At 65.5% G+C, this 15,663-nt stretch carries 19 protein-coding genes; 14 read left to right on the top strand and 5 right to left on the bottom strand.

The genetic code is table 11. The annotated features are described in order from the left end of the window. Positions 1-11 precede the first annotated feature (11 nt). The 3 genes from HUW43_RS13295 to HUW43_RS13285 all read left to right on the top strand — a co-directional run bounded on the left by HUW43_RS13295 (position 12) and on the right by HUW43_RS13285 (position 2,779). Positions 12-932 (top strand): SMP-30/gluconolactonase/LRE family protein, encoded by a 921-nt coding sequence (locus HUW43_RS13295; RefSeq protein ID WP_188237842.1) that lies wholly within the window; start codon positions 12-14, stop codon positions 930-932. A 96-nt stretch (positions 933-1,028) separates the two neighbouring features. After that, positions 1,029-2,135 (top strand): DUF2855 family protein, encoded by a 1,107-nt coding sequence (locus tag HUW43_RS13290; RefSeq protein ID WP_188237841.1) that lies wholly within the window; start codon positions 1,029-1,031, stop codon positions 2,133-2,135. Then, positions 2,132-2,779: an HAD-IA family hydrolase gene (locus tag HUW43_RS13285; RefSeq protein WP_188237840.1), complete on the top strand. Its 648-nt coding sequence runs from the start codon at positions 2,132-2,134 to the stop codon at positions 2,777-2,779. The genes HUW43_RS13290 and HUW43_RS13285 overlap by 4 nt, the downstream gene beginning before the upstream one ends. A gap of 98 nt (positions 2,780-2,877) precedes the next feature. Here HUW43_RS13285 and HUW43_RS13280 read toward each other — a convergent pair whose 3' ends face one another. Next, entirely contained in the window at positions 2,878-3,771 is an 894-nt protein-coding gene (locus HUW43_RS13280; RefSeq protein WP_188237839.1) for a LysR family transcriptional regulator, read from the bottom strand. 90 nt (positions 3,772-3,861) lie between these two features. Between HUW43_RS13280 and HUW43_RS13275 the strand changes: the two genes are divergently transcribed. From HUW43_RS13275 to HUW43_RS13255, 6 genes are read left to right on the top strand one after another with little or no spacing between them, the layout of a single operon-like run. Continuing rightward, positions 3,862-4,575, top strand: coding sequence for a CoA transferase subunit A (locus HUW43_RS13275; RefSeq protein WP_188237838.1), 714 nt, complete (start codon positions 3,862-3,864; stop codon positions 4,573-4,575). Next, positions 4,572-5,207, top strand: coding sequence for a CoA transferase subunit B (locus HUW43_RS13270; protein ID WP_120221370.1), 636 nt, complete (start codon positions 4,572-4,574; stop codon positions 5,205-5,207). Before HUW43_RS13275 ends, HUW43_RS13270 begins: the two co-directional genes overlap by 4 nt. Next, a complete protein-coding gene (locus tag HUW43_RS13265; protein WP_223181528.1) occupies positions 5,200-5,541 on the top strand; it encodes a hypothetical protein in 342 nt (113 codons plus the stop codon). Before HUW43_RS13270 ends, HUW43_RS13265 begins: the two co-directional genes overlap by 8 nt. Further along, the gene (locus HUW43_RS15770; protein WP_223181527.1) at positions 5,502-5,651 is read left to right on the top strand and encodes a hypothetical protein; all 150 of its coding nucleotides are present in this window, start codon (positions 5,502-5,504) and stop codon (positions 5,649-5,651) included. The genes HUW43_RS13265 and HUW43_RS15770 overlap by 40 nt, the downstream gene beginning before the upstream one ends. Before the next feature lie 48 nt (positions 5,652-5,699). Beyond that, a complete protein-coding gene (locus HUW43_RS13260) occupies positions 5,700-6,677 on the top strand; it encodes an NAD-dependent epimerase/dehydratase family protein (RefSeq protein WP_188237963.1) in 978 nt (325 codons plus the stop codon). Next, positions 6,665-7,345, top strand: coding sequence for a glutathione S-transferase family protein (locus tag HUW43_RS13255; protein ID WP_188237837.1), 681 nt, complete (start codon positions 6,665-6,667; stop codon positions 7,343-7,345). The genes HUW43_RS13260 and HUW43_RS13255 overlap by 13 nt, the downstream gene beginning before the upstream one ends. Before the next feature lie 110 nt (positions 7,346-7,455). Here HUW43_RS13255 and HUW43_RS13250 read toward each other — a convergent pair whose 3' ends face one another. Continuing rightward, positions 7,456-7,974 (bottom strand): sterol desaturase family protein, encoded by a 519-nt coding sequence (locus tag HUW43_RS13250; protein ID WP_188237836.1) that lies wholly within the window; start codon positions 7,972-7,974, stop codon positions 7,456-7,458. Positions 7,975-8,154: 180 nt separating this feature from the next. Here HUW43_RS13250 and leuC point away from each other — a divergent pair, with 180 nt between their 5' ends. The 5 genes from leuC (at position 8,155) to HUW43_RS13225 (ending at position 12,622) form a co-directional block, all read left to right on the top strand. Beyond that, positions 8,155-9,585, top strand: coding sequence for a 3-isopropylmalate dehydratase large subunit (gene leuC / locus HUW43_RS13245; RefSeq protein WP_188237835.1), 1,431 nt, complete (start codon positions 8,155-8,157; stop codon positions 9,583-9,585). A gap of 22 nt (positions 9,586-9,607) precedes the next feature. Next, positions 9,608-10,456 carry an N-acyl homoserine lactonase family protein gene (locus HUW43_RS13240; RefSeq protein WP_188237834.1) on the top strand — a complete coding sequence of 283 codons (849 nt, stop codon included), beginning with the start codon at positions 9,608-9,610 and terminating at the stop codon, positions 10,454-10,456. Position 10,457: 1 nt separating this feature from the next. After that, positions 10,458-11,057 (top strand): 3-isopropylmalate dehydratase small subunit, encoded by a 600-nt coding sequence (gene leuD / locus HUW43_RS13235; RefSeq protein ID WP_188237833.1) that lies wholly within the window; start codon positions 10,458-10,460, stop codon positions 11,055-11,057. A gap of 99 nt (positions 11,058-11,156) precedes the next feature. After that, positions 11,157-12,152 carry an NADPH:quinone oxidoreductase family protein gene (locus tag HUW43_RS13230; protein ID WP_188237832.1) on the top strand — a complete coding sequence of 332 codons (996 nt, stop codon included), beginning with the start codon at positions 11,157-11,159 and terminating at the stop codon, positions 12,150-12,152. Positions 12,153-12,328: 176 nt separating this feature from the next. After that, positions 12,329-12,622: a hypothetical protein gene (locus HUW43_RS13225; protein WP_188237831.1), complete on the top strand. Its 294-nt coding sequence runs from the start codon at positions 12,329-12,331 to the stop codon at positions 12,620-12,622. Between the two features lie 340 nt (positions 12,623-12,962). On the opposite strand, the gene sdhA is transcribed toward HUW43_RS13225, so the two are convergent. Genes sdhA through sdhC form a run of 3 tightly spaced genes read right to left on the bottom strand, consistent with a single transcriptional unit; the run spans position 12,963 to position 15,619 of the window. Then, positions 12,963-14,777: a succinate dehydrogenase flavoprotein subunit gene (gene sdhA, locus HUW43_RS13220; RefSeq protein WP_188237830.1), complete on the bottom strand. Its 1,815-nt coding sequence runs from the start codon at positions 14,775-14,777 to the stop codon at positions 12,963-12,965. Position 14,778: 1 nt separating this feature from the next. Continuing rightward, on the bottom strand, positions 14,779-15,183 hold the full coding sequence (gene sdhD, locus HUW43_RS13215) for a succinate dehydrogenase, hydrophobic membrane anchor protein (RefSeq protein ID WP_188237829.1): 405 nt from the start codon (positions 15,181-15,183) through the stop codon (positions 14,779-14,781). Next, positions 15,176-15,619: a succinate dehydrogenase, cytochrome b556 subunit gene (gene sdhC / locus HUW43_RS13210; RefSeq protein ID WP_188237828.1), complete on the bottom strand. Its 444-nt coding sequence runs from the start codon at positions 15,617-15,619 to the stop codon at positions 15,176-15,178. The genes sdhD and sdhC overlap by 8 nt, the downstream gene beginning before the upstream one ends. Positions 15,620-15,663 lie beyond the last annotated feature (44 nt).

The raw sequence follows: 15,663 nt of genomic DNA, 5'->3' as shown, positions 1-15,663 counted from the left end.
GGGAGATGGGGATGGTCGAGTTTGAACTGATCGCCGACGGATTGCGTTTCCCCGAGGCACCGGTGGTGATGGACGACGGCAGCGTCATCGTCACCGAGATTGCGGAGGGGCGGATCACCCGCTGCTGGCCCGGCGGGCGCAAGGAGGTGATCGCGACCCCCGGCGGCGGACCCAATGGGCTGGCGTTCGGCCCCGACGGCAAGCTGTATTGCTGTAACAACGGCGGGTTCAACTATGTCGAATCGAACGGCTATCTGGCGCCGCACGGGATCGCCGACGATTATTCGGGCGGGCGGATCGAGCGGATCGACATCGACACGGGCGAAGTCGAAATCCTCTACAAATCGGGCGATCATGGCGTGGTGCTGCGCGGACCCAACGACCTGATGTTCGACGGCCATGGCGGCTTCTGGTTCACCGACCATGGCAAGGTCGATTATGCGAAACGCTGCCACGACATCGTCGGAATCTTCTATGCGCACGCCGACGGCAGCTTTATCGAGGAAGTGATCTTCCCCAGCTATAACCCCAACGGCATCGGCCTCTCGCCCGACGGGAGCAGGCTTTATGCCGCCGAAACCTATACCTGCCGCCTGACCCAGTTCAACATCGTCGCACCGGGCAAGGTGGACGATGCGGCGGGGCCGGGCGGCCCCGGCATCCCGCTCTATCGCCCGGCCGGTTACAAGTTTTTCGACAGCCTGGCGATGGAGGCGAGCGGCAATATCGCCGTCGCGACGATCGGCGAATGCGGGATCAGCGTTGTGTCGCCCGCGGGCGAGCTGGTCGAGTTCGTCGCAACCGACGATATTTTCACCACCAACATCGCCTTTGGCGGACCCGACCGGCAGGACGCCTATATCACCCTGTCGGGCACCGGGCGGCTGGTGAAGACGCGCTGGGCGCGGCCGGGATTGCAGCTGTCATATTGAAGGGCGCCGTCGGCCCGCGATTGCCAGCGGCGACGCCATCTGTATGACTGGCGCCCGGCCCGCATCGGCGGGCAACACAGTCGGAGGGGTCCGGGCATGAGCGAGACGAGCTGGGCGATCGACATCGATCGCGATGACATCACGCGGGCACAGTTGGTCAGCGAAACGCCGCCGCCGCTGGCGTCCGGCCAGGTGCGCGTGACGATCGACAGCTATGCGATGACCGCGAACAACATCACCTATGCCGTGTTCGGCCAGCCCGCCGGGCTGTTCGGCAACGATCAGGGCTATTGGGACTTCTTCTCCGAACCCGGCACGCCGGGACGACTGCCCGTCTGGGGTTTCGCGACGGTGACCGAAAGCGCCGCCGAGGGCGTCGCGACAGGCGACCGCTTCTATGGCTATTTTCCGATGGCGAGCGAGGCGGCGCTGAGCGTCGGCAAGGCGGGGCCGGGCGGTTTTACCGATGTGACGCCGCGCCGCACCACCCTGCCGCCCATCTATAACCAGTATCAGCGGATCGAGGCGCTGGAGGGCTATCGCGCCGCCGACCATGATTATTGGCCGATCTTTCGCCCGCTGTTCCTGACCGGCTGGCTGATCGCCGACCAGTTCGCGGACGAGGGCGATTATGGCGCAGACCAGATCCTGATCGCGAGCGCGTCGAGCAAGACAGCGATCGGTCTTGGCTTTTCGATCGCACGGCGCGCGGGCCATCGCCCGGAAACCATCGGCCTCACCAACAAGGCGCATGTCGCGGAGCTGGACGCCCTGCGCATCTATGACCGCGTGATCGCCTATGACGACATCATGACGCTGAACGCCGGGGCGGCCGCCGCGCTGGTCGACATGGCAGGCAATGGCGCGGTGATCCGTGCGGTCCACAGCCATTTCGGCGGCAATCTGAAAGCCTCGATCGCGGTGGGCAAATCGCACTGGGATGCCGACGGCGGCGAAGGCGCGCTGCCGGGCGCGGCGCGTCAATGGTTCTTCGCGCCGGGGCGCAGCCAGAAACGCATCGCCGACTGGGGCGGGGCGGCGTTCGCAGCGAAAATCGCCGCGGCCTGGACCGCCTTCATGGATGTCGCGCCACGGCTGGCGTCGGTCGACCGGCGCCACGGCCCCGACGCCGCGCTGGCCGCCTATCACGAGATGCTGTCGGGCGCGGCCGACCCACGCAAGGGGATCATCGTCGTCCCATGACCTATACCACCGTCATTTTCGATTTCGGCGGCGTTATCACCGCATCGCCTTTCGAAGCGTTCAACCGGCTGGAAGCGGAGCGCGGGCTGCCGCGCGACTTCATCCGGCGCGTCAATGCCGCCGACCCCGATCGCAACGCCTGGGCCCGCTTCGAGCGCGCCGAGATCGATGCGGCGGCGTTCGACGCGCTGTTCGCCGCCGAAGCGCGTGCGATGGGGCACATGCTGGAGGGCGAGGCGGTTCTGGCGGTGCTCGCGGGCGCGGTGCGCCCCGCGATGGTCGCGGCGCTCGACACGCTGAAGGCGCGGCAATTCACCATCGGCTGCATCACCAACAATGTGCCGTCGGGCAAGGGCGCCGGGATGGCGCGCAGCGAAGCGCTCGCGGCCGAGGTCGCGGCGATCATGGCGCGCTTCGACCATGTGATCGAATCGAGCAAGGTCGGCGTGCGCAAGCCCGATCCCCGGATATATGAAATGATGTGCGCCGCGCTGGGCGTGCAGCCCGCCGCGTGCGTCTATCTCGACGACCTTGGCATCAACTGCAAGCCCGCAAGCCGGATGGGGATGCACGCGATCAAGGTGACGAGCGGCGAACAGGCGCTCGCCGAGCTGTCGGCCGCGCTGGGGGTCGCGTTGCCCTGAACTGGCGGATCTTTTTGAAGGAGCGGTGATTCCCGTTGCCCCTCGGCCCTGCGAAGACCGGGACGACGGCAAGTTAAGGTCGGTAGCGGCCGGTCAGATCAACCCGCCGCTTCGGCGAGGTCGAGCTTCGCCGCGCGCGCGAAGATTTGCGTGAGCAGCGGTTCGGTGTCGGCGACGCGCATCGCGACGTGGAAGGCGACCGGCGCGAGCGCGGGCATGGCGGCGATTTCGACAAGCGCGCCCGCCGCGATCTCGCCGCGCACCATCGGCCGCGGGAAGATGCCGATGCCGCCCCCCGCCCGCGCGATGTCGATCATCATGCGGGCGTTGTTGCAAAGATTGAGCGATTTCTGTGCGATGCGCGACGCGGCGATCGCCTCGCGCATCCGGCCATGGATCGGCGAATGACTCGCGAGCGACCAGACGGGCGGCACCGCCTCGCCCCCTGCAAAGGCGGCGGCGACCGTCGGATTGGCAAGCCAGACAAGTTCGACCTCGCCGATCGGGCTGGTCTTGAGCGCCGGATGCGCGATCGGCCCCGCGGCGAAGGCGATGTCGGTGCGGCCGATGAGCAGCTGCTGAATGAGGTTGGCGGTCAGGTCGATCTCGATTTCCAGCGCGACCTGCGGCATGTCGGCCTTCAGCCGCGTCACGAAAGCGGGCAGGCAACTTGCCGCCGCAATCTCCCCCGCGCCGATGCGCACGACGCCGCTCGCTTCGGCGAAGCCGCCGCTGCCGAGCAGCGCGAGCTGCATGTCGCGCAGCAAGGGGTCGCAGTCGCGCACCAGCTTGCGCCCCGCAGCGGTGAGCGCCATCGTCCGCCCGTCGCGGTGGAAGAGCGTCGTGCCGAGCCTTTGTTCAAGCTCGCGCATCCGCGCCGACACCGCGGGCTGGGTCGTGTTGAGCCGCTCGGCAGCGGCCGAAAAGGTGCCGAGCCGGTCGATCCAGAGCAGGGTTTCGAGATGGTAGAGCGCGACGCGACTGATAGACATAGTTTATCTATAATCGAAAATTAGAACAATTAGAATTGATGGATTATTTGCGCCAAGGTCGCGCCCGCACGCCAGCCAGGAGGCCATTGAATGGCAAACAAGCTTTATCCCGACGCCGCCGCCGCGCTCGACGGCCTGCTCTTTGACGGGATGCACATCTGCGCGGGCGGCTTTGGCCTGTGCGGCATCCCCGAACGGCTGATCGACGCGATCCGCGACGCCGGCACCAGGGATCTGACGATCGCCAGCAACAACGCCGGGATCGACGGCGAAGGGCTGGGCAAGCTGCTCCGCACCCGACAGGTCAAGAAGATGATTTCGTCCTACGTTGGCGAAAACAAGGAGTTCGAGCGGCAGTATCTGGCGGGCGAGCTCGAGGTCGAGTTCTGCCCGCAGGGCACGCTCGCCGAACGCTGCCGCGCCGGCGGCGCGGGCATCCCCGGATTCTATACCAAGACCGGCGTCGGCACGCTCGTTGCCGAGGGCAAGGAAGTGAAGCGCTTCGACGGGCAGGATTATATTCTGGAGCGCGGCATCTTTGCCGACCTTGCGATCATCAAGGGATGGAAGGCCGATGAGAGCGGCAATCTGATCTTCCGCAAGACCGCGCGCAATTTCAATCAGCCGATGGCGACCGCGGCGAAGATCTGCGTCGCCGAGGTCGAGGAAATCGTGCCCACAGGCAGCCTCGACCCCGACGCCATCCACCTGCCCGGCATCTATGTGAAGCGCCTGATCGTCGGCGCGCCCTATGACAAGAAGATCGAGTTCCGAACCGTCCGCAAGCGGGAGAATGCACAATGAGCTGGACCCGCGACGATATGGCGGCGCGCGCCGCGAAGGAACTGCAGGACGGCTATTATGTCAATCTGGGCATCGGCATCCCGACGCTGGTGGCGAACCATATTCCCGACGGGATGACGGTGACGCTCCAGTCGGAGAATGGGATGCTCGGCATCGGGCCCTTTCCCTATGAAGGAGAGGAAGACCCCGACCTCATCAATGCGGGCAAGCAGACGATCAGCGAGTTGCCGCAGTCGGTCTATTTCAGTTCGGCCGACAGTTTTGCGATGATCCGCGGCGGGCATATCGACCTCACCGTCCTCGGCGCGATGGAAGTCGCCGAAAATGGCGACATCGCCAACTGGATGATCCCCGGCAAGATGATCAAGGGCATGGGCGGCGCGATGGACCTGGTCGCGGGGGTCAAGAAGATCATCGTCGTGATGGAACATAATGCCAAGGACGGCAGCCCCAAATTCATTCCCCAATGCACGCTGCCGCTGACCGGCAAGAATGTCGTCGACATGATCATCACCGATCTGGCGGTGTTCAAGCGCGACGATCATGACAGCCCGTTCAGGCTGATCGAGCTTGCGCCGGGAGTGAGCGCCGACGAGGTCGCGGCCAGGACGACGGCGCATTATATTGGCTGACGTTGCGGCGCATCCGGGTTCGTCCTGGCTGATCGCCGGGGCGTCGCTGTCGATCTTTGCCGCGCTGGCGCATCTTGCGTGCATCGTCGGCGGGCCTGAATGGTATCGCTTTTTCGGCGCGGGCGAGGCGATGGCACGCGCCGCGGGGCGCGGCGAATGGATGCCGACGCTGGTGACGCTGGGCATCGCGGCGATGTTGCTCGTCTGGGGCGCCTATGCCCTGTCGGGCGCCGGGCTGCTGCCGCGCCTGCCGTTGCTGCGAACGGGTCTGGCGGTCATTGCCGCCATCTATATTTGCTGCGCGCGCTCGCCTTTGTCCCGCTCAACCTCGTGACGCGCCATCATTCGGACGGCTTTGCGATCATTTCGTCGCTGATCGTGCTGATTTACGGGGTCGTTCATGCCATCGGAACCGCAAAAGCGTGGGAGCATCTTGCGCGTTGAAGCGTTCCGCGGATAAGAGGCGCGGCACCAGTCAGGCGGAGAAGAATGATGCGCGTGCTGCTGACCGGATCGTCGGGGTGGCTCGGGCGTTATCTTGCGCCCCTGCTCGCACAAAATGGGCATGACGTTACCGGGTTCGATGTGGTGCCCGGCGCGCACACGCAGATCGTCGGCACCGTGGCCGACCGCGCGCTGGTCGAGCGGGCGATGGGCGAACATGGAATTGAGGCCGTCATTCATGGCGGCGCGCTGCACAAGCCCGACATTGTGCGTCATCCCCGCCAGGCCTTTGTCGACGTCAATGTGACGGGCACGCTGAACCTGATCGAAGCCGCGGTGGCAGCGGGGAACGACCGTTTCCTCTTTACCTCGACCACCTCGCTGATGGTGCGCGCCGATGTCCGGGCAGGTGCCGGCGAACGCGGCGCCTGGTGGACGGACGAGGATTTCGCGCCCCTGGAACCGCGCAACATCTATGGCATCACCAAGCTCGCCGCCGAACAACTGGTCAGACTGGCGCACCGCGAGCATGGGATCAACGTGGTGATCCTGCGCACCGGGCGCTTTTTCCCAGAGGATGACGACACGCACACCGCCCCGATCGGGGAAAATCTCAAGGCCAATGAAATGCTCCACCGCCGCCTGACGGTCGAGGATGCCGCGGCGGCGCATCTCGCGGCGCTGGAGGCCGCGTCGACGATCGGCTGCGACGGCTTCATCCTTTCCGCCCCGCCGCCCTTCACGCGCGACGACGCCGGAGAGCTGGCGCGCGACGCGCGCGCGGTGATCGCACGCTATCACCCCGATGCCGCCGAGCTTTATGCCGCGAAAGGCTGGATACTGCCCAAGGTCATCGACCGCGTTTACGATCCGTCGCGCGCCGAACGCCGTTTCGGCTGGCGGGCAAAGAGCGATTTCGGCAGCGTGCTCGCGGCGCTGCGCCACGGCACGCCGATGCCCTTTGCGCACGATCCCGATTATGTCTCCCCCATCCTCGCCCAGGAGCGCCACGCATGTACGAGCTGATCACCGCCAATCGCAATTATTCGAGCTGGTCGCTGCGCCCGTGGGTCTTGATGAAGGGACTGGGCATCGCGTTTCACGACCGCATCGAACCCTTCACCAAGCCGAGCAATTATGACGAGTTCCGTCGTTTTTCGCCGACCGGGCAAGTGCCCGTGCTGCGTCACGAGGGACGGACGATCCACGATTCGCTGGGCATTGTCCTTTACCTCGCTGACCGGCACGAGGGCGTGTGGCCGGCCGATCCCGACGCGCGCGCCTGGGCGGCCTGCGCCGCGTGCGAAATGCACGGCGGCTTTGCCGCGCTCCGCAATGATTGCACGATGAACGTCGGGGTGCGTGTGACCCCCAGGCCGATGTCCGATGCCCTGCGCGCCAACGTCGCGCGTATCCGCGAATTGTTCGAGGACGGGCTGGCGCGGTTCGGCGGGCCGTGGCTCGCGGGGGCCGACTTTACCGCCGTCGATGCCTTCTTTGCGCCCGTGGCTTTCCGTATCCGCACCTATGGCCTCGACGTCGGCGCTGGGCGGGCGTGGGTCGATCATGTGCTGGCGCATCCCGCGATGCTCGATTGGGAACGGCAGGCGCTCGCCGAAAGCTGGCGCGAGGAAAGCCATGAGGCGGAGCTGGCGGCGGCGGGTGTGATTACCGCGGATTATCGGGCGGCTTAGCCCATCATCCGCGTCGTGGCGAGGAGCCGAAGGCGACGCGCCAATCCGAAGTCGGCGTAAACCGCTCTGGATTGCTTCGCCCGGTTGTCGCCGGGTCGCATGGAGGCGGATTAATCCGCCAAAGCCTCGCGCACCACCGCAATCCCGGCCTCGCGCTGTGCTTTCAGTTCGGCCTTCAGCTTTGCCGGGTCGCGCGCGAAGACGAAGCCGAAGCTGACGCCGCCTTCCTTGCCGATCGTCGCATGGTGGAGCTTGTGCGCCTGCACGAGCCGCTTGGCATAGCCGCGCCGCGGCACCCAGCGAAAATAGCGCTGGTGGACAAGCCCGTCGTGCACAAGCGTGTAGACGATGCCATAAAGCAGGATGCCGAGCCCGATCCACGTTCCCGGTTCCCATGCCGCCGCGCCCATGATCATCGGGCTGCCGGCCGCGAAGGCCAGGATGCTCATCGCCGCGCCGAACAGCGCAAAGCGGTCGTTCTTTTCGAGCCGTTTATCGTGCGGTTCATGGTGATCGCGGTGCCACGCCCAGCCAAAGCCGTGCATGATATATTTGTGGCTCGCCCAGGCGACGCCCTCCATCGCCACGACGGTGGCAAGAACAAGCGCAATGACGGCGAGGGACGACATGGGCGGCATTATAGGCTGACCGACGACATGATGCCACTCCCCTCCCCCATTATCCCGGCGCAGGCCGGGAGGGCCGTCAAAAAGAAGGGCCGGACAAGGCGCAACCAGAATTGCGACCGAAAATTGCGTTTTTCTTCGCCACTCGCTTGCAAAGTTGTGCGGTCGGCGTAAGTGAACCGCATGACTCGGCCCCGCACGCTTTATGAGAAAATCTGGGACGCGCATGTCGTCGAACAGCGCCCCGACGGAACTGCCCTGATCTTCATCGACCGCCACCTCGTCCATGAAGTTACCAGCCCGCAAGCCTTCGCCGGGCTGCGCGCGAGCGGGCGGACGGTGCGCCGCCCCGACCTGACGCTCGCCGTCCCCGACCATAATGTGCCGACGACGCCGCGCAAGGATGCGGCCGGCAACCGCCTGCCGATCGCCGACCCCGAAAGCGCGGCGCAATTGGCGGCATTGGAGCAGAATGCGCCCGAATATGGCATCCGCTATATCGACGCGGTCGCAGCCGAGCAGGGCATCGTCCATGTCGTTGGCCCCGAACAGGGGTTTTCGCTGCCCGGCGCGACCATCGTTTGCGGCGACAGCCATACCGCGTGCCACGGCGGCATCGGCGCGCTGGCCTTCGGCATCGGGACGAGCGAGGTCGAGCATGTGCTGGCGACGCAGACGTTGCTGCTGCAACCGTCGAAGACGATGGAAGTGCGCGTCGATGGCAACGTCGGCCCCGGCGTCAGCGCGAAGGACATCATCCTTCACATCACCGGCACCATCGGCGCCGCGGGCGGCACGGGCCATGTCATCGAATATACCGGCAGCGCGATCCGCGCGCTGTCGATCGAGGGGCGCCTCACGATCAGCAATATGGCGATCGAGGGCGGCGCGCGCGCCGGGCTGATCGCGCCCGATGAAAAGACCTTCGCTTACCTCAAAGGCCGCCCCTACGCCCCCAGGGGCGCCGACTGGGATGCGGCCGTCGCCTATTGGCAAAGCCTGGTCACCGACCCCGGAGCGACATACGACAAGGTGGTGGTCATCGACGCGGCCGACATCGCGCCAAGCGTGACGTGGGGCACCAGCCCCGAGGATGTCGTGCCGATCACCGGCACCGTGCCCGATCCGGCGCATTTCGCCGATCCGTCGAAGCAGGCCGCCGCCGCCAAGAGCCTGGCCTATATGGGGCTGGAACCCGGCACGCGGATGCAGGATATCGCGGTCGAGAATATCTTCATCGGCAGCTGCACCAACAGCCGGATCGAGGACATGCGCGCCGCCGCCGCCGTGCTGAAGGGCCGCAAGAAGGCAGCGAATGTCAAATGGGCGATCGTCGTCCCCGGATCGGGCCTGGTGAAGGCCCAGGCCGAGGCCGAGGGGCTCGACCGCATCTTCATCGACGCGGGGCTGGAATGGCGCGAGCCTGGTTGTTCGGCCTGCCTCGCGATGAACCCCGACAAGGTGCCCGCGGGCGAGCGCTGCGCATCGACCAGCAACCGTAATTTCGTCGGCCGACAGGGACCGGGGGCGCGCACACACCTTGTCAGCCCGGCGATGGCCGCGGCGGCGGCCGTGACGGGCAGGCTGACCGATGTGCGCGAATTGATGGGATGAACCGAAACAAGGGAACCAAGGCATGATCGGGAAAGCCATGATGACGATCGCGGCGGCGCTGGCGCTCGCCGCCCCCGCGCCGGCACGGGACAAGCCCGCGAACGCAACGCTGAGCCTGACCCGGCTCGATTGCGGAACGGTGCGCGTCAACCGGCTCAACGCCTTTTCGGATACGGCCGCCTATCCGGGACAAAGCCGCGATCTGACGGTCGGTTGTTATCTGATCCGCCATGGCGACCAGCTGATGCTCTGGGATCTTGGCCTGCCAACCGCACTGAAAGACGCCGCGTTCAGCGCAGACGGCGACATGTCGGCCACGGTACGCAAAAGCCTGGTCGAACAGCTCGCCGAACTGGGCATCAGGCCCGATGACATCGACGTCGTCGGCGTCAGCCATTTCCACTTCGACCATATCGGACAGCTGCCCGATTTTCCGGCGGCAAAGCTGTATATCGGCAAGCGCGACTGGGATCTGCTGACACAGAGCGAACCGCCGGCCTTTCTGGACCCGAAACCCTTTGCGCGCTGGATCAGCGGTGGCGGAACGGTCGAGCCGGTGGCTCGTGACAAGGATATCTTCGGCGACGGCCGCGTCGTGATGCTCGACATGCCGGGGCATACGCCGGGACACCATGTGCTGCTGGTGCGGCTCGCGAACATGGGTTCGGTGCTGCTCAGCGGCGACCAGGCGTATTTTCAGGAAAATTACGACGGCAACGGCGTGCCGGAGTTCAACACCGACCGCGCCCAGACGCTCGCCTCGTTCGACCGTTTCAAGGCGCTGGCGAACAATCTGGGCGCTACGGTGATCATTCAGCACGAGCCGCGCGACGTCGCCAAGCTGCCCGCCTTTCCCAAGGCGGCCGAATGACATGACCCCGCTCCATCAGGTCGAGGGCCGCGCCATTCCGCTGGGCCTCAAAAATATCGACACCGACGTCATCATCCCCGCGCACTGGCTGAAGACCACGACGCGCGAGGGCATGGGACGCGGCGCGTTCGAAAGCCTGCGCGCCGACCCCGACAATCTGTTCGACCGACCCGAATACAGGCAAGCGCCGATCCTGATCGCGGGCGATAATTTCGGGTGCGGGTCGAGCCGCGAACATGCCGCCTGGGCGCTCGGCGACCTTGGCATCCGCGTCGTGATCGCGCCAAGTTATTCGGACATTTTTTCGGGCAATGCGGTGAAGAACGGCATTTTGCCGGTCGTGCTGCCACAGGCGGCGATCGACCGGCTGATGGAGGTGGCGACCACCGATCCGGTTCGCGTCGATCTTGAACATCAGACGGTGACGACGCCGTTTCAGGATCGCTTCACCTTCGAGATCGACCCGTTCCGCAAGATGTGCCTGATGGAAGGACTCGACGAGATTTCGCTGACCGAAAAGAGCGAGGCCGCAATCGCCGCCTATGAACAGCGGCTTGATGCCGCGCGTCCCTGGATGCGCCCGGCCGCGCTTATGAGCTAACGGCACCGGTCCGCTTTCCCACCCGACCTTTTGCGGTTTGCAGCCGTGGGGGGAGCGGGCCGGTGCCGCCACGAAGACGAAGATGAAAAGGAGAAGATGATGAAGGCGCTCTTGTCGACCGCAACCGGCGGCCCCGAAACGCTGGTCCTTGGCGAGCTGCCACGACCGAATGCGGGCAAGGGGCAGATCGTGATCGACGTAAAGGCCTGCGCGGTCAACTTTCCCGACACGCTCATCATCGAGGATAAATATCAGTTCAAGCCGGAACGCCCCTTCGCGCCGGGCGGCGAGGTTGCCGGGCTGGTCGCCGAAGTGGGCGAGGGCGTCACCGAGTTCAAGGTCGGCGACCGGGTGATCGCGGGGTGCGGCAACGGCGGCATGGCCGAGGCGGTCGCGGTGTCGGTGCATAATGTCTATCACCTGCCCGCCACCCACGATTTCGCCGAAGGCGCCTCCTTGCTGATGACCTATGGCACCAGCATCCACGCGCTCGTCGATCGCGGTCATATCGAGGAAGGCGACACGCTGCTCGTGCTCGGCGCGTCGGGCGGGGTCGGCATCGCCGCCGTCGAGCTGGGCAAGGCGTTCGGCGCGCGCGTCGTCGCGGGCGTGTCGAGCGAGGAAAAGGCGCAGGTCGCGCGCGACGCGGGTGCCGACGAGGTCGTGATCTATGGTCGCCAGCCGTTCGACAAGGACCAGTCGAAAGCGCTGGCGAATCGATTCAAGGAAGCCGTCGGGCCGGGCGGCGCGAACCTCATCTATGACGCCGTCGGCGGCGATTATGCCGAACCCGCGCTGCGCTCGATCGCATGGGAAGGCCGCTATCTGGTCGTCGGTTTCCCCGCCGGCATCCCGCGCCTGCCGCTCAATTTGACGCTGCTCAAGAGCTGCGACGTCGCGGGCGTATTCTGGGGCGCGTTCGTTGCGCGCGAACCCGCGCGCAACCGCGCCAATATCGCGCGGCTGTTCCAGCTGTGGGAACAAGGCAAGATCAGGCCGCGTGTCACCGGCAGCTATGCCCTTGAAGACGGAGGCAAGGCGATCGCGAGGCTCGGCGATCGCAGCGCGGTCGGCAAGCTGGTGATCACCATCTGAAGCACCATCCCGACCCCGCGCTGACGGCGGCGCTGCGCGCGCTGGCCACCGGCGGGCGGATCGAGGTGCGCGTGCCCCCCGGCGCGCGCGGCGCGGCAATGCGGATCGACGGTTAACGCTTTGGCAGTGGCTCGGCGTTATGATCGGTAGCAGAAGTGGCTGGATCAAGGTGGATCATGGCGAAACGCCGCCCGAACCGCGCCGAAGGCGATGCGAGCATCGCGAACATCTCGCGCACCCGCCGCGCGCAGCTGGTCGCGGAGTTCGAGGGCGAACTGGGCATCGATCATAAGGCGCGCGCTGCCGCCGAAGAGGCCGAACGGCGCTGGATCGCGCGCAAGACCTTCATCGTCTGGACGATCGCGCTGATATTCTTTGCGATCGCGTGCCAGAAGCTGTGGATCATGGGGCAGGATGTCGATGTGCCCTTTTCCGACATCAATCCGGTGCGCAGCCTGTTCGGCGATTAGGACCGCGCTCAACCATGTTACCTGATCTGGTAACATGGCGTCATCGCAGCAAAGGATACTGCGGTCGCTCTGGGCGAACCCTTTATCGAATTTGCCCGCCGCAAGGCCGAATCCGAAGAACTCGCGACGACAAGCGGGTCGATGCGATCCGCCTGCTGACTGAGCGGCGGGACGCGACGCGGCAATTCACCGATTGGACGCGAAGGCCATCAAATGAATGGCGGCGCGGCCTCCTCTTTCCCTGCTGCGACCATTGCCAAAAGTCATCGCGAGCTTCGGATCGCGATCGGCGATGGGCTGCCGCCTGTCCGGCGAACGACCCGTCGCTTCTCGCGCCTGCTCAATACACCCGCGCCTTCGGCTTGATATATTCGGCGTCGTCGGTGAGCGTATATTCGTGGACCGGGCGGTAATCGAGGCGAACGCCGCCGCCCTTGCCGCCCCAGCCGTCGAACCAGGCAACCGTGTGCTTCATCCAGTTGGCGTCGTCGCGGTTCGGGAAGTCCTCGTGTGCGTGGGCGCCGCGGCTTTCCTTGCGGTTGAACGCCGAGTGCATCGTCACCGTCGCCTGCGCGATCAGATTGTCGAGCTCCAGCGTTTCGACCAGATCGGTGTTCCAGATGAGGCTGCGGTCGCTGACATGGATATCCTGCATCCGCGCATAGGTTTTCGCGAGCTTTTCCTTGCCTTCGGCCATCAGTTCGTCGGTGCGGAACACCGCCGCGTGCGCCGACATGGCGCGCTGCATTTCGGTGCGCACCGCGGCGGTCGGCGAGCCGCCATTGGCATGGCGGAAATGGTCGAGCCGCGCGAGCGCGAGGTCGGCGCTGTCCTTCGGCAGCGGCTGCTGCGCGGCGCCGGGGGTGAGCAGTTCCTTGAGGCGATGCCCGGTCGCGCGGCCAAAGACGACGAGGTCGATCAGGCTGTTCGAGCCGAGGCGGTTCGCACCGTGAACCGACACGCACGCCGCCTCGCCAACCGCGAACAGGCCGGGGACGACGGTGTCGGGACCGTCCTTGCCGAGCGTGACGACTTCGCCATGATAGTTACAGGGGATGCCGCCCATATTGTAATGGACCGTCGGCACGACGGGGAGCGGCTGGCGGGTGAGATCGACGCCGGCGAAAATCTTGCCGCTTTCGGTGATGCCGGGAAGGCGCTCGGCGAGCACCGCGGGGTCGATATGGTCGAGGTGCAGATAGATATGGTCGGCGTGCGGCCCGACGCCGCGGCCTTCGCGGATTTCGAGTGCCATCGACCGCGACACGACGTCGCGCGACGCCAGATCCTTGGCCGAGGGGGCATAGCGTTCCATGAAGCGCTCGCCTTCGCTGTTGGTGAGGTAACCGCCCTCGCCGCGCGCGCCTTCGGTAATCAGCACGCCCGCGCCGTAAATGCCGGTCGGGTGGAACTGGACAAACTCCATGTCCTGCAGGGGCAGGCCCGCGCGCAGCACCATGCCGCCGCCATCGCCGGTGCAGGTGTGCGCCGAAGTCGCGGTGAAATAGCAGCGGCCATAGCCGCCCGTCGCGAGCACGACGGCCTGCGACCGGAAGCGGTGGATGCTGCCATCCTCCATGCACAGCGCGATGACGCCGCGGCACAGCTTGCCGTCAGGGCCGTCTTCCATGATCAGGTCGAGCGCGAAATATTCGATGAAGAAGTCGGCGTCATATTTCAGCGACTGCTGATAGAGCGCGTGGAGCATCGCGTGGCCGGTGCGGTCGGCCGCGGCGCAGGTGCGCTGCACCGGCGGGCCTTCGCCCATATTCTGCATATGGCCGCCGAACGGGCGCTGGTAGATGGTGCCGTCGGCGTTGCGGCTGAACGGCACGCCGGCATGTTCGAGTTCGTAGACCGCGGCGGGCGCCTCGCGCACCATATATTCGATCGCGTCCTGGTCGCCGAGCCAGTCGGAACCCTTGACCGTGTCATACATATGCCATTGCCAATGGTCGGGCGAATTGTTGCCGAGGCTGGCGGCGATGCCGCCCTGCGCCGCGACGGTGTGGCTGCGCGTGGGGAACACCTTGGTGATGCAGGCGGTTTTCAGCCCCGCCTCCGCGCTGCCCATCGTCGCGCGCAGGCCCGATCCGCCGGCGCCGACGACGACGGTGTCGTAGATATGGTCGATGATCTTGTAGGCTTCGGTCATCTTACATGCCCCCGGGGCCGAGCGCCGCGGGCGCCAGCGCAATGCGCACGATCGCGAAAATGCCGTAGGCGGCGCCGCCGATCGCATAGAAATTGAGGATCACGAGCGCGAACAGTCGCGTCGCTTCGCCATGGACATAATCCTCGATCATCACCTGAAGCCCCAGCCGCAGGTGCCAGAAAACGCTGACCAGCATCAGGATGAGCGCAAGCGCAACCGACGGGTTCGACGCCCAGCGCAGCACCGCGCCATGATCGGTCATCGGCAGGCGCAGGAAGGAAACGAAGAGAAAGCCGACGAGCAGGATGTTGCCGAGCGCAGTCAGCCGCTGTTGCAGCCAGTGATGCGATCCATGGTGCGACGAGCCGAGCCCGCGCACGCGGCCGAGGCGCGTTCCATTACCCATTGAACGTCCCCTGCAGGATGTAAAGCCAGGTGGCGGCAGTCGCGGTCAGCGCGCCCACGAAAACGAGCGTCGACCAGAGCCTGTTCGTCTTGAGCTCATACCCCGCGCCCGCATCGAGCACGAAGTGACGAAGCCCCGAGAAGAGATGCTGGAAGAAAGCCCAGGTGAGCCCGATCAGCACAATCTTGCCGAGGATATTGGTCACCCGATGAAAAGCCCCCGCATCGGGATCGTGCCACACGCAGGCGATGAAGGCCGCATAGGCATCGGGCCCCGCGGCGAGCGCGCCAAGCCACCAGAGAAACAGGCAGGCGCCGACGATCGCCAGCCCGTCGCCGCTGATGCGGTGGAAAATGGAGACCGCCATCGCGGGGGTCCATTTATACACTTGCAGGTGGGGGGAGCGCGGCCGCGCACCCGGTTCATTGCCAGCCATATCAGCCCTGTCCTGACTCTAAACGGTCGATGCGCCGCCGGTTA

The organism is Sphingopyxis sp. LK2115 (assembly GCF_014595975.1).
Taxonomy (GTDB): domain Bacteria; phylum Pseudomonadota; class Alphaproteobacteria; order Sphingomonadales; family Sphingomonadaceae; genus Sphingopyxis.
This window is presented reverse-complemented; position numbering and strand designations above follow the sequence as displayed.